11 protein-coding genes are annotated in these 12,962 nt (G+C 73.3%); 5 read left to right on the plus strand and 6 right to left on the minus strand.

Annotation, left to right across the window (positions count from 1 at the left end):
• Positions 1-120 precede the first annotated feature (120 nt).
• Together ACGFNF_RS25640 and ACGFNF_RS25645 are read right to left on the minus strand one after the other, a co-directional pair.
• On the minus strand, positions 121-2,748 hold the full coding sequence (locus ACGFNF_RS25640) for a discoidin domain-containing protein (RefSeq protein WP_393171230.1): 2,628 nt from the start codon (positions 2,746-2,748) through the stop codon (positions 121-123).
• Positions 2,749-2,922: 174 nt separating this feature from the next.
• A complete protein-coding gene (locus tag ACGFNF_RS25645) occupies positions 2,923-4,161 on the minus strand; it encodes an ROK family transcriptional regulator (protein WP_357578593.1) in 1,239 nt (412 codons plus the stop codon).
• Between the two features lie 220 nt (positions 4,162-4,381).
• Here ACGFNF_RS25645 and ACGFNF_RS25650 point away from each other — a divergent pair, with 220 nt between their 5' ends.
• The 4 genes from ACGFNF_RS25650 to ACGFNF_RS25665 all read left to right on the plus strand — a co-directional run bounded on the left by ACGFNF_RS25650 (position 4,382) and on the right by ACGFNF_RS25665 (position 8,991).
• Positions 4,382-5,680, plus strand: a complete 1,299-nt coding sequence (locus tag ACGFNF_RS25650) for a sugar ABC transporter substrate-binding protein (protein ID WP_357578592.1) — start codon at positions 4,382-4,384, stop codon at positions 5,678-5,680.
• 66 nt (positions 5,681-5,746) lie between these two features.
• Positions 5,747-6,733 carry a sugar ABC transporter permease gene (locus ACGFNF_RS25655; protein WP_357578591.1) on the plus strand — a complete coding sequence of 329 codons (987 nt, stop codon included), beginning with the start codon at positions 5,747-5,749 and terminating at the stop codon, positions 6,731-6,733.
• Positions 6,726-7,565: a carbohydrate ABC transporter permease gene (locus tag ACGFNF_RS25660; RefSeq protein ID WP_132238333.1), complete on the plus strand. Its 840-nt coding sequence runs from the start codon at positions 6,726-6,728 to the stop codon at positions 7,563-7,565. Before ACGFNF_RS25655 ends, ACGFNF_RS25660 begins: the two co-directional genes overlap by 8 nt.
• A gap of 25 nt (positions 7,566-7,590) precedes the next feature.
• Positions 7,591-8,991, plus strand: a complete 1,401-nt coding sequence (locus ACGFNF_RS25665) for a GH1 family beta-glucosidase (protein ID WP_357578595.1) — start codon at positions 7,591-7,593, stop codon at positions 8,989-8,991.
• 74 nt (positions 8,992-9,065) lie between these two features.
• On the opposite strand, the gene ACGFNF_RS25670 is transcribed toward ACGFNF_RS25665, so the two are convergent.
• Positions 9,066-9,356, minus strand: a complete 291-nt coding sequence (locus tag ACGFNF_RS25670) for a hypothetical protein (protein ID WP_207914442.1) — start codon at positions 9,354-9,356, stop codon at positions 9,066-9,068.
• Between the two features lie 183 nt (positions 9,357-9,539).
• Here ACGFNF_RS25670 and ACGFNF_RS25675 point away from each other — a divergent pair, with 183 nt between their 5' ends.
• Positions 9,540-10,469, plus strand: a complete 930-nt coding sequence (locus tag ACGFNF_RS25675; protein ID WP_393171233.1) for a diacylglycerol/lipid kinase family protein — start codon at positions 9,540-9,542, stop codon at positions 10,467-10,469.
• Positions 10,470-10,490: 21 nt separating this feature from the next.
• Here the strand turns inward: ACGFNF_RS25675 and ACGFNF_RS25680 are convergent, their stop codons facing one another.
• The 3 genes from ACGFNF_RS25680 to ACGFNF_RS25690 all read right to left on the minus strand — a co-directional run bounded on the left by ACGFNF_RS25680 (position 10,491) and on the right by ACGFNF_RS25690 (position 12,959).
• The gene (locus tag ACGFNF_RS25680; RefSeq protein WP_357578589.1) at positions 10,491-11,666 is read right to left on the minus strand and encodes a PLP-dependent aspartate aminotransferase family protein; all 1,176 of its coding nucleotides are present in this window, start codon (positions 11,664-11,666) and stop codon (positions 10,491-10,493) included.
• 121 nt (positions 11,667-11,787) lie between these two features.
• The gene (locus ACGFNF_RS25685; RefSeq protein WP_357578588.1) at positions 11,788-12,648 is read right to left on the minus strand and encodes a carbon-nitrogen hydrolase family protein; all 861 of its coding nucleotides are present in this window, start codon (positions 12,646-12,648) and stop codon (positions 11,788-11,790) included.
• Positions 12,630-12,959 (minus strand): AzlD domain-containing protein, encoded by a 330-nt coding sequence (locus ACGFNF_RS25690; RefSeq protein ID WP_357578587.1) that lies wholly within the window; start codon positions 12,957-12,959, stop codon positions 12,630-12,632. Before ACGFNF_RS25690 ends, ACGFNF_RS25685 begins: the two co-directional genes overlap by 19 nt.
• Between the last annotated feature and the right edge of the window lie 3 nt (positions 12,960-12,962).

The raw sequence follows: 12,962 nt of genomic DNA on the forward strand, positions 1-12,962 counted from the left end.
ATGTTAATTATTTTTTTTTTGGTGTGACGTGCCGCCGCCCATCGCGGGGGGCTGGGCGGGGGGCGCGGGGCGCCACCCGCAACCGGGGGGGGGCCCGGCCGGGCCCGCCGCCCTACGGGGTCACGGATAGTTCGTCAGGTACACCACCTGGTTGGCGGTGTCGGCGGTGCCGCCGGTGCCGTTGACCACCCGGTTGATCGTGCCAACGCCACCGAGGGAGACGGTGACCATGTTGGTGAACCGGACGTTCGGGCTGGTCGGCGCCTCGATGGCGCGATCGGCGACGACCGCGGGGTTGACGTTGAAGTAGCAGTAGCTGCCCATCCCCCACGCTTGGTGGCTGCTCACCCCGTCGGCCACCTTGTACGCCGCGTAGCCACGGGTGGCCCCGTTCATCCAGGCGGCCTGGTTCGGCGGGTCGTACGGCATCTCGTTCTGGTAGAAGTACGTCCGCCCGCCGTTGCCGTTCCAGACGGTCTGGTAGCGCTGGTAGTGCTCGACGAAGAGGCCGTACATGGTCACGTCGTCGCCGTTGACCGTCAGGCCGGTGTCGGCGGTGTTCACCGCCCAGCCGACCCCGTCCCCGTGGTCGGCCCGCCACAGCCACATGTGGTCGCCGATCACGTGGTCGCTGTTGACGGTCAACGTGTTGGTGGCCCGGCCGACGCCCGGCCCGCCGATGCGGAAGAAGACGTCGTGCAGCGAGGTCGGGTTGGCCGCGTGGCTGGCCGCCGAGCCGGGCGGCCCAACCTCCATCAGCACCGGCGAGTTGACCTGGCCGGCCTCGAACATGAGGCCCGCCACCTTCACGCCGTCCACGTCGGCGACCCGCATCGCGACGGTGCCGTTGTCGGCCTGGATGGTCGCCAGGCCGAGGCCGAGGACCACCGTGTCGGGGCGGTCCACCCGGATCGGCTCGGTGACGTGGTGCACGCCCGGGGTGAACAGCAGGTGCCGGCCCTGGGCGAGCGCGGCGTTGATGGTGGCCGCGCCGGCGCCCGGCCGCACGACGTAGAACTGGCTGAGCGAGATGGAGGAGCCGGCCGGGGTCCTGCCGTACCAGCTCGTGCCGGTGGAGTTGGTGCGCAGCGCCGGCACGAAGACCCGGTACTCGCCGGTGCCGTCGACGTAGAGGAACGGCTTCTCGCGTACCTGGGGGGTCTGTGGGATGACGGTGTGCGAGGGGTTCGGGAAGTGCGGCGGCGGGGCGCCGGTGACGCCCTGGAAGACCATGTTCCACACCGAGCCGGTCCAGCCGTTGCCGAACTCGCTGTTGCGCGAGTACCACTGCTGCTGCGAACCGGAGACGACCAGGCCGTCGATCCTGGTGTCGGCCATCAGGCCGCCGCTGGACCAGCCGTCGCCGCCGTTCCAGAGCTGGATCTGGTTCTGCGCGCCGCGCAGGTGCATCCGCCGGTAGGGCGCGGCCTGCGAGACCGCCCAGCGCTCCACGCTCACCCCGGCCGGCAGGGTCACCGAGAGGTTCTCGGCGGCCCGCCAGAAGTTCTGCGTGGCGTTGCCGCCCATCCAGAACGCCTCGACCCGGACGTGCCCGTTGAGGTTCACGTCGTCGGGGCTCATGCCGAGGCCGGCGACCTGGGTGAAGAAGCCGAGGTTGACGTCGGCGGTGTAGCTGCCGGGCTTGAACAGCACCGCGTAGCGCTCGGGGCCGAACTGGTTGCGCTCCTGCTGGGCGAAGAGCGTGTCCAGCCGGCTCTGGATGGTCGCGGTCGGGGTGGACGGGTCGAAGACGAAGGTGTTCGGCCCGAGGTTCGGGTTGCGGGGGTCGGTCGGCTCCACGGGCGGAGCGTCGCCGCCTGTCACGTTCACCGCCAGCTCCCAGAGCGAGTAGCCGTACGCGGTAGCGCGCGCCGTGCCGTGCACCCGCAGGTAGCGGCCGCTGCCGGCCACCGCGAGCGACTGGCTGCCCCCGGTGCCGGTGGTGGTGCCGTACACGGTGGTCCAGGAGCTGCCGTCGGTCGAGGTCTGGAGCTGGAACGCCCGCGCGTACGCGGCCTCCCAGGTCAGCACCACGCGGCAGATCGACCGGACGGTGCCGAGGTCCACCCGCAGCCACTGGGGGTCGGCGGCGGCGCTGGCCCAGCGGGTGCCGGGGTTGCCGTCGACCGCCGCCGAGGCGGGGAGGCCGGCGTTCTCCACCGACGACGCGGTGGCCGGCCGGCCCTGGGCGACGTTGGCGCTGCCGCAGGTGGGCGCGGTGCCGCCGGCCTCGCCGTAGACCTGGAACTCCCAGAGGGAGTAGCCGTATCCGGTGCCGCGCGCGGTGCCGTGCATCCGGACGTACCGGCCGGCGCCCGTCACGCTCACCGTCTGGGTGCCGCCGGTGCCGGCGGTGGTGCTGTGCACGGTGGTCCAGGCCGCGCCGTCGTCGGAGGTCTGGATCGTGAAGGCCCGGCCGTAGGCGCCCTCCCAGGACAGGACCACCTGGCTGAGGGTGGCCCGGGTGCCGAGGTCGACCTGGATCCACTGGGGGTCGCTGAAGGCGCTGGCCCAGCGGGTGCCGGCGTCGCCGTCGACCGCGGCGGACGCCGGGGTGCCGGCGTTCTCCGTCGACGAGGCGGTCGCGGGGCGGCCCTGGGACAGCAGGCTCGGGGCGGCCTGCGCCGGGGGCGTCGCGCCGGCGGGGGTGAGCGCCGCGACGAGGAGCAGCGCGAGGCCGATGAGCAGCCGCCGGGCGGGTCGCCCTGGCGGCGGCGTCGGGCGTACGGATGTAGCGCGAGATGTCATGACTTCGCCTGTCGATAGAGGGTGGGGGACCTCGGGCGTGACGGGATGACGAAGGGGGCCGCGGCACTGCGGGGCGGCGACGCCGGACGGTGCCGGGACGGGAGAGAGCGCTCTCGTCCGAGTGTTGCGGCGTCGTCGCGCAGCCGTCAAGACATCGATAAATAACGCTGTTATTTATCCGTGAAGTTCGATTTGTTCGGTAACCCGCCGATTCGCCGACCGCACCCCGCCGGCCGTGAGCAGCCGGGCGATCGGGAGCGTCGCCGCACCGAGCGCCACCGCGTCGACGCCCAGCAGACCCAGCTCGATCGAGGCCTGCTCGTACGGCTGGCGCAGCGCCTGGCGGCCGGCGGCCTCCCGCACGGCCGGCAGCAGGCCGCCCAGCGCCATGCCGGCCCAGCCCCCGAGCACGACCCGCTCCGGGTTGAACAGGTTGATCAGGTTGGCCACCCCGGCGCCGAGGTACTCGGCCGTCTCGTCCAGCACCCGCCGGGCGGCGGCCGAGGTGCCGGCCGCGTCGATCAGGGCCGCCAGCTGGGACTCCTCGTCGTCGCCCGGGACCGGGTGACCGCCCCGGGCCTCGCGGTAGCGGTCGATGACGGCCTCCGCGCCGACGTACGCCTCCAGGCAGCCACGGGCTCCGCAGCGACAGGGCCGCCCGCCGTAGAGCAGGGTGGTGTGCCCCCACTCTCCCGCACTGCTGGAGGCGCCCCGGTAGGTCACCCCGTTGGTCACCACCGCGGTGCCGACCCCCGAGCCGACAAGCGCGAAGACGGCGTGCCGGGCCCCCCGGCCCGCGCCGAACCACATCTCCGCCTGGCCGAGCGTCTTCGCCCCGTTGTCGACGTGCAGCGGCAGGTCGGTGCCCGCCGCGATCAGCCGCTCCAACGGCACCCGGTCCCAGCCGAGCGACTGGGCGTGCACCACGGCCTCCCGGCCCTGCTCGACCACCCCGGAGACGCCGATGCCGACGCCGAGCACCTCGTCGACGGCCACCCCGGCCCGGGCCGTGACCGCGTCGATGCCGGCCAGCACGTGCCCCGCCACCTCCGCCGGCTCCGTCCGCCGGGGATCGAGCGGGTACGCGACGCTGGCCAGCTGGGCCATCGCGAAGTCGAACAGCTCCACCCGGACCCGGGTCTCCCCGACGTCCACCCCGATGACGAACGCGAAGCGCGGCGCGACCCGCAGCATCATGCTGGGCCGGCCGCCGTCGGACTCGGCGGCGCCCGCCTCGGCGATGAGCCCCTCGTCGATCAGGTCGGCGACCACGTTGCTGACCGCCGGCTGGCTCAGCCCCGTGCTGCGGACCAGAGCCTGCCGGGTGAGCGGGCCGTCCAGGAAGACCTTCGACAGCAGGGCGGACCGGTTCCGCAGCCGGACGCCCCGGTTGGTCGCGCGCGCCAACTCCACCTGCCACCTCGATCCCCTCGGCCCCCGGGAGCGACTGTACGACCCCGTGCTTGACGGCCCCTCAGTCAACCACTTTAATGACCACATTCATTAAGTCGTGATGGAACTGTCGAGCCGTCGGCCCCCGCCGGCGCGCCCCGCCCACCGTCCGCCGGCGCCCTCACCCCCGTTCCCGACGCGACGCCGGCGACCCCCACCACGTGCAACGGAAGGGCCGAACGTGTCGAGACGACACCTCGCGATACTCACGGCGGCCGTGCTGGCCGCCACCACGCTCACCGCCTGCGGCGACTCCGGGGGTTCCTCCGGCGCGGCCGGGAAGACCCTCACCTACTGGGCCAGCAACCAGGGCGCCAGCCTGGAGGCCGACAAGCAGACCCTCCAGCCCGAACTGGACAAGCTCGAGCAGCAGACCGGCATCAAGGTCAACGTCGAGGTGGTGCCCTGGTCGGACCTGCTCAACCGGCTGCTCACCGCCGCCACCTCGGGCCAGGGCCCCGACGTGGTCAACATCGGCAACACCTGGTCGGCGTCGTTGCAGGCCACCGGCGCGCTTGTCGAGTTCGACGACGCCACCCTCGCCAAGGTCGGCGGGAAGGACCGGTTCGTGCCCGCCGCGCTGGCCGCCGCGGGCGCGCCTGGCAAGCCGCCGGCCGCGGTGCCGCTCTACAGCCTCGCCTACGCCCTCTACTACAACAAGAAGGCGTTCGCCGACGCCGGCGTCACCAGCCCGCCCACCACCTGGGAGCAGGTGGCCGAGGTCGGCCGCAAGCTGACCGGCGGCGACCGCTGGGGCCTCGCCGTCGAGGGCGCCAACCCGTCGGAGAACGCCCACCACGCCTTCACCTTCAGCCAGCAGTACGGCGGCGAGTGGTTCGACTCCGCCGGCAAGCCGACCTTCGACACCCCGCAGAACGTCACCGCCGTCAAGCGGTACGTCGACCTGATGGCCGTCGACCGGATCGTCAACCCGAGCAACGCCGAGTACGCGCAGAACCAGTCGGTCTCCGACTTCGCCAACGGCAAGGCCGCCATGCTGCTCTGGCAGGCCGCCGGGTCCAACCTGAAGTCGCAGAACATGGCCCCCGACGCGTACGGGATCGCCCCGGTGCCGTTCCCGGCCGCCCCGCCGGCCGGCGGCAGGAAGGTCAACAGCATGGTCGCCGGGATCAACATGGCGGTGTTCAAGCACACCAAGAACCGCGACGCCGCGCTGGAGTTCGTCAAGTTCATGACCAGCGACGCCGAGCAGGTGGCGCTGAACAGGACGTACGGCTCGCTGCCCGCCGTCGCCACCGTCGCCGGCGACCCGGCGTTCGCCGCGCCGGAGCAGAAGGTGCTCCAGCAGACCCTCGCCACCACGGCAGCGCCGCTGCCGCAGGTGCCCGACGAGAGCACCTTCGAGACCCTCGTCGGCACCGCCATCAAGGAACTCTTCGCCGACGCCGCCAGCGGCAGACCGGTCACCGAGGAGAGCGTCCGGCAGAAGCTGACCCGGGCCCAGCAGCAGATGCGCTGACCCGCCGGACCGGTGGCCGTGGGAGGGACGCCGACCCTCCCACGGCCACCCAGCGAGAGGACCCCGATGGCCACCACCACGCCCGCCCGGGACGTCGCCGCACCGGAGCGGCCCGCCCGCCGCGCGGCCCCGGCGCGGCCCTGGTCGCCCGGGCGCCGCCGGTCGTTGCTGCCGTACCTGCTGCTCGCCCCGGCCGTCGTGCTGGAGCTGGCGGTCCACGTCGTGCCGATGCTCGTCGGGGCGTGGATGAGCCTGCGCGAGCTGACCCAGTTCCACATCCGCGACTGGTCCACCGCGCCCTTCGTGGGCTGGGAGAACTACCGCGTGGTGCTCGACGTCGACTCGGCGGTCGGGGCGCAGCTGCTGCACTCGTTCGGGGTGACCGTCGGCTACACGGTGGCCTCGGTCGGGCTCTCCTGGGTGCTCGGCACCACCGCCGCCGTACTGCTGCAACGACCCTTCCGCGGCCGGGCCGTGCTGCGCGCGCTCTTCCTCACCCCGTACGCGCTGCCCGTCTACACGGCCGTGATCACCTGGAGCTTCCTGTTCCAGCGGGACACCGGCCTGGTCAACCACGTGCTGGTCGACCAGCTCCACCTCCTCGACGACCGGCCGTTCTGGCTGATCGGGGAGAACAGCTTCGTCGCGCTGCTGACCGTCTCGGTCTGGCGGTCCTGGCCGTTCGCCTTCCTCTGCGTCATGGCCGGCCTGCAGAACATCCCCGGCGAGCTGTACGAGGCCGCCGCCATGGACGGGGCCGGATTCTGGCGGCGGCTGCGCTCGGTGACGCTGCCCATGCTGCGCCCGGTCAACCTGGTGCTGGTGCTGGTGCTGTTCCTCTGGACCTTCAACGACTTCAACACCCCGTACGTGCTCTTCGGCGGTTCTGCGCCGGAGCAGGCGAACCTGCTCTCCCTGCACATCTACCGCAGCTCCTTCAAGACCTGGGACTTCGGGGCCGGATCGGCGATGTCGGTGGCGCTGCTGCTGTTCCTGCTGCTGGTCACCGCCGGGTACCTGCTGCTGACCAACCACCGGAGGAACGATGCGTGAGACCGCCGCCGAGCGCTGGGCCCGCCGGATCGTGCTGACCCTGCTCGCGCTCTTCGTGCTCGTCCCGCTCTACGTCATGCTCAGCTCGGCGCTCAAGCCGTTGCAGGACGTGCAGGGCGCCTTCACCTGGTGGCCCCGGCGCCCCACCGCGCAGGCCTTCGTCGACATGTGGTCGACCGTGCCGCTGGGCCGCTACCTGGTCAACAGCCTGGTCGTCTCGACCGTGGCGGCGGTCTTCTCGGTCACCGTGGCGATCTTCGCGGCGTACGCCGTCAGCCGGTACAGGTTCCGGGGCCGAGGGCTGTTCTCGGTGACCGTCCTGTCCACCCAGATGTTCCCCGGGATCCTCTTCCTGTTGCCGCTCTTCCTGATCTACGTCAACCTCGGCACCGCCACCGGCATCCAGCTGTACGCTAGCCGCACCGGCCTGATCATCACGTACCTGACGTTCTCGCTGCCGTTCTCGATCTGGATGCTTGTCGGCTACTTCGACTCGATCCCCCGCGGCCTCGACGAGGCGGCGCAGGTCGACGGCGCCGGCCCGCTCCGCACGCTGTTCCGGGTCATCCTGCCGACGGCGGTGCCGGGCGTCGTCGCCGTCGCCGTGTACGCCTTCATGACCGCCTGGGGCGAGGTGCTCTTCGCCTCGGTGATGACCGACGAGGGCAGCCGCACCCTCGCCGTCGGCCTCCAGGGCTACTCCACCCAGTTCAACGTCTACTGGAACCAGGTGATGGCCGCGTCGCTGGTGGTCAGCGTCCCGGTGGTGGCCGGCTTCCTGGCGTTGCAGCGCTACTTCGTCGCCGGCCTCACCGCCGGCGCGGTCAGGTGAGGCCGTGACGGCCGCACACGAGGCCATGTCGGCCGCACATCCGAAGGAGAGCCCACCCGTGCCGGACCTGTCCACGCTGCCGCCCGACTTCCTCTGGGGGGTCGCCACCGCCGCGTACCAGATCGAGGGGGCCGTCCGCGCCGACGGCCGCGCGCCGTCCATCTGGGACACCTTCTGCGACGTGCCGGGCGCCGTCGACAACGGCGACACCGGCGCGGTGGCCTGCGACCACTACCACCGGTGGCCGCAGGACGTGGCGCTGATGCGGCGGCTCGGGGTGGACGCGTACCGGTTCTCGGTGGCCTGGCCCCGGGTGCGGCCCGACGGCGTCGGCCGGGTCAACCCGAAGGGCCTGGACTTCTACGACCGGCTGGTCGACGCCCTGCTGGCGGCGGGGATCCGCCCGTTCGTGACGCTCTACCACTGGGACCTGCCGCAGGCGTTGCAGGACCGGGGCGGCTGGCCGGAGCGGACCACCGCCGAGGCGTTCGCCGACTACGCCGCCGTCGTGGCCGCCCGCCTCGGCGACCGGGTCGCCGACTGGACCACCGTCAACGAGCCGCTCTGCGTGTCCTGGATCGGGCACCTGGAGGGCCGGATGGCGCCCGGCGAGCGGGACCTGGCCAGGGCGGTGCGCGCCTCGCACCACGTCCTGCTCGGGCACGGGCTGGCCACCCGGGCGATCCGGGCCGCCGCCGCCCGGCCCGCCTCCGTCGGGATCGTGCTCAATCCCAGCCCCTGCGAGCCGGCGAGCGACCGGCCCGAGGACGTGGCCGCCGCCCGGCGGATGGACGGCCACGTCAACCGGTGGTGGCTCGACCCGCTGCACGGACGCGGCTACCCGGCCGACATGGTCGCCACGTACGGCGTCGAGCCGCCGGTGCGGGGCGACGACCTGACGGTGATCGCCACCCCCACCGACTACCTCGGCCTGAACTACTACTTCCGTCAGGTGGTGGCCGACGACCCGGCGGGGCCGGCGCCGTACGCCCGGCAGGTGCCGGTGCCGGGCGCGGTGCACACCGCGATGGGCTGGGAGGCGTACCCGGCCGGGCTGGAGCAGCTGCTGGTCGCGGTGACCGAGGAGTACGCCCCGGCGCGGGTGCTCGTCACCGAGAGCGGGTCGGCGTGGCGGGACGAGGTCACCGCCGACGGCACCGTCGAGGACCGGGAGCGCACCGACCACCTGGAGCGGCACCTGGCGGCGTGCGCGGCGGCGGTCGACCGGGGCGTGCCGCTGGCCGGCTACTTCGTCTGGTCGCTGCTCGACAACTTCGAGTGGTCGTACGGGTACGACAAGCGCTTCGGGCTGGTGCACGTGGACTACCCCACCCAGCGCCGGACGGTCAAGGCGAGCGGCCTGCGCTACGCCGAGCTGATCCGCGCCCACCGGCGGCGTACCGGGCGGCTGACGCCCTCCCGGTGAGCCGGCGACGATCCGCCGGACCCCTCGGAGTCCCGGTCCCGCCCGGGACTCCGAGGGTCACCCGCCGGGCGGGGTCAGCAGAACCAGCCGTCCTGCACCCAGCCGCGCCGGTTGACGTGCCCGTAGGCGAAGCCGTAGACGTAGCCGCCGCTGCGCGGCCCCTCGACGAGGAACGTCTGGCCGCGGTAGAGAGTGCCCATCCACGCCCCGACCGGGGCGGTGCGGACGAAGAGGTCCTCGGCGCACACCGTCTCCCGCTGCCCGATCGTCCCGTTCGCGGCGTGCCCGGCCGACGGCGTGAGCGCCAGTACGGCGCAGACGGTCGCCAGCAACGCGCCGAGCCGGCGCGGCACTCCCCCGCTCACCACGAGTCGTAGCCCCCGATGCACTCGCTGCGCACGTAGCCCCAGTCGTTGGGCCCGAAATCGACACCTCCGGGGTGGAAACCTTCCTTCCCGCCCCCCTAACGAATACGTCGAAAACCTTCTATGCCTGCGATCCCCCGCGTCCTCGTGCCGGCGTCCGGGATGCCGATAGGGTCGGGGCCCATGCGGACGAAGCAGGAACTGGGCGCGGCCATCCGGCGGGACCGGCGGGCCGTCCTCGTCGTCAACGCCCACTCCCGCCGTGGCCGCCAACTGCACGAGCAGGCCCGGGCCCGGCTGACGGCGGCCGGCTTCCACCTGCTGGGCGACCACCCCGTCGAGCAGCCCGGCCAGCTCGAACGCGTCCTCGCCGCGGCCGTCGACCTCGGGCCGGACCTGCTGGTGGCCGGCGGCGGGGACGGCACCCTCAGCACCGCCGCGCGGCTGCTCGCCCACCGCGACATGGCGCTCGGCCTGCTGCCGCTGGGCACCACCAACAACTTCGCCCGCACCGTCGGCGTCCCGCTCGACCTCGACCTGGCCGTCGACGTGCTGACCGGCGGCACGGTGATCGACGTCGACCTCGGCCTCGCCGGCGACATGCGGTTCACCAACCACGTCGGTGTCGGCCTCTCCGCCGACATCATGCTGCGGACGCCGCCGCGCCTGAAGCGGGTCACCGGCCGGCTGGCGTACCCGCTCACCGCCCTGGCCCTGCTGGCCCGGCACCGCCCGCTGCGGGTCACCGTCCGCGCCGGGGACGCCCGGCACGAGTTCCGCACCCACCAGGTGTACGTGGCCAACGGCGGCTTCCACGCCGGACGCCCGATCGCCGCCGACGCCGACGCCGACGACCGGCTGCTGGTCGCGTACCCGGTCGGCGGCGCGAACCGCCGTGGACTGCTGCGCGACACGGCCCGCAACGCGGTGACCGGGCACCGGCGCTCCGTCGGCGACGAGCCGTTCCTCGCCGTCGGGGAGCTGTGGCTGGAGACCGACCGGCCGGCGCGCGTCGAGGTCGACGGCGAGCTGTGCGGCCGTACGCCGATCCGGATCGGCCTGGACGCCAACGCGCTGCGCGTGATGGCGCCGGCCGGGAGCCCGGACCGCTGACCCGCGCGGCCGGCCGGGGTGCTACTCCGCCCGGTCCGCCGCGTCGAGGGCCGCCAGGAAGTCGGCGACGAGGTCCTCGGTGTCCTCGATGCCGGTGGAGACCCGGACGAGGCCCTCGCCGATGCCGGTGGCGGCCAACTGCTCGGCGTCGACGATCCCGGCCCACATCGAGCGCGGGTGCACCACGAGGGTGCTGACGCTGCCCAGGCTGGCCGCCCGCTTGGCCAGGCGGAGGCCGTCGAGCAGCCCGGCCGCCGCCCGCCCGTCGCGCAGCTCGACGCTGAGCACCCCGCCGAAGCCGGTCATCTGCCGGCCGGCCAGCTCGTGCTGGGGATGCGTCGGCAGCCCCGGGTAGCGGACCCGCCGCACGGCCGGGTGGCCCTCGACCGCCCGGGCCAGGGCCAGCGCGTTGGCGTTGTGCCGGTCCACCCGCAGCGACAGGGTGCGGATGCCCCGCAGCAGCAGCCAGGCGTCGATGGGGCCGAGGGTGCTGCCGGTGACGATGGCGGTCTGCCAGACCCGGTCGACGAGGTCGGCGGAGCCGACGACCACCCCGGCCGAGACGTCGGAGTGCCCGCCGAGGTACTTCGTCCCGCTGTGCCACACCAGGTCGGCGCCGAACTCCGCCGGCCGCTGGTTGACCGGGGTGGCGAAGGTGTTGTCGACCGCGACCAGCGCGTCGTTGGCGTGCGCCAGCTCGACGACGGCGGCCAGGTCGGTCAGTTCGAGCAGGGGGTTGCTCGGGGTCTCCACCAGGACCAGCCGGGTCTGCGGGCGCAGCGCCCGGACGAAGGCCTCGGTGTCGGTCTGGTCCACCTGGGTGAAGGCCACCCCGAAGCGGGCCAGCAGGCCGGTGACCAGGGACGTCGTGCCGCCGTACGTGCTGCGCTGCACGATGACGTGGTCCCCGGCGGAGAGCAGGGCCAGGGCGATCGTGCTGATCGCGCCCATCCCGGAGGCGGTGACCAGGCCCGCCTCGACGCCCTCCAGCTGGGCGACCACGGCGGCGACCTGCGCGTGGTTCGGGTTGCCGTAGCGCGTGTAGAAGGCGTTGCCCCGGGTCTCGGTGGCGACGGCGGCGAACTGCTCGTCGGACTCGGCGCTGAAGGTGGCGCTCTGCACGATCGGCGGCGACACCGCCCCGCCCGGGCTCAACCCGTCGTCGCCGTGGACAGCGATCGTGCCGGTGCCGGTCACAGGTTCTCCTCACGTGGTGGGCTGCCCGCCGGGACGGCGGGTCGGACAGGTGCGGGCGTCACCCGGGCGGCGGGCGCCCGACGACGGCTCGTCCGCGTGGACGCTCCCGGCGGACGGGCGGTCACCCGGCCGGGACGGGCACGGCCACCGGGGGCTGCGCGGGCGCGGCCCGGTCGGTGAGCATCCGCAGCGCGTCGCGGTGCCGGCGCAGCACGGCGTCGTCCAGGTCGGCGACGGCGAGCCCGGGTCCCGTGCCGGCGTCGGCGAGGACCCGACCGTCGGGAGCGTACACGGCGCTGCGACCGGCGAACTCCCAGTCGCCGTGCGATCCCGCGAAGTTGGCGAACAGCACGTAGCAGGTGTTCTCCAGGGCGCGGGCCGGGAAGTACACGCCGCGCCGGTGGTCGGAGTCGCCCGTCGTGAAAGCGCTCGGGCACAGGTAGGCGTCGGCGCCGGCGAGGGCCAGCGCGCGAGCGTGTTCGGGGAAGCTCGCGTCGTAGCAGACCCCCAGGCCGAGCCGCCAGCCGCGCACCTCGACCAGGCAGTCGGCCCGGCCGGGCACGAACAGCTCGCGCTCGTCGCGGTCGAGGTGGCGCTTGTCGTACGCGGCGGCGGGCCGGCCGTCCGCGCCGACCACCAGGGCGCCGATCGCCCAGCCGTCGGCACGTCGCCGGCAGCCGCCGACCACCGCCACCACCCGGTGGGTGCGGCAGGCCTCGGCGACGACGTCGAGCGGGTCACCGCCCGCCTCGACGGCGCACCGCGCGATGTCGTCGTGCAGCAGTCCGATGTCGTAGCCGCAGAGCGACAGCTCGGGGAAGACGACGAGGTGGACGCCGCGGGCCGCCGCCTCGGCGATGCTCCGCGCCGCGGTCCGCGCGTTGCCGGCGAGGTCGCCGGGGACGGCGGTGACCTGGGCGGCCGCGACCCGCAGCGGGGCGCGGCCGGCGGGGTGGGCGGCCGTCACACGGCCCCCAGCCACCAGCGCAAACCGAAGAAGACCACCAGGCCCACCGTCCAGACGATCATGAAACGCTCGACGAAGAGGCCGGTCACCAGCGTGACCAGGCCCGCCACCAGGTACGGGACGGTGACGACGGTGATCTCGATCCGGTTGTCCACCGGGGCGATCACCGACGGGACGGCGATGGCCGCCAGCAGCGCCGGCGGGAGGTAGCCGAGGAAGACCTTGACGTCGTCGGGGAGCACCCGGTCGCGGAAGACCAGCAGCGGCAGGTACCGGGGCGCGAAGGTGGCGAGCCCCATCCCGAGGATGAGCAGCAGCATGGACATTCC

Source organism: Micromonospora sp. NPDC048868, assembly GCF_043198195.1.
Taxonomy (GTDB): Bacteria; Actinomycetota; Actinomycetes; order Mycobacteriales; family Micromonosporaceae; genus Micromonospora; species Micromonospora reichwaldensis.

Bases quoted from the DNA above. Each gene is read 5' to 3' on its own strand.
- ACGFNF_RS25665 (WP_357578595.1), top strand. From the start codon at position 7,591: ATGTCGGCCGCACATCCGAAGGAGAGCCCACCCGTGCCGGACCTGTCC.
- ACGFNF_RS25655 (WP_357578591.1), top strand. From the start codon at position 5,747: ATGGCCACCACCACGCCCGCCCGGGACGTCGCCGCACCGGAGCGGCCC.
- ACGFNF_RS25675 (WP_393171233.1), top strand. From the start codon at position 9,540: ATGCGGACGAAGCAGGAACTGGGCGCGGCCATCCGGCGGGACCGGCGG.
- ACGFNF_RS25640 (WP_393171230.1), bottom strand. From the start codon at position 2,748: ATGACATCTCGCGCTACATCCGTACGCCCGACGCCGCCGCCAGGGCGA.
- ACGFNF_RS25690 (WP_357578587.1), bottom strand. From the start codon at position 12,959: ATGTCCATGCTGCTGCTCATCCTCGGGATGGGGCTCGCCACCTTCGCG.
- ACGFNF_RS25660 (WP_132238333.1), top strand. From the start codon at position 6,726: ATGCGTGAGACCGCCGCCGAGCGCTGGGCCCGCCGGATCGTGCTGACC.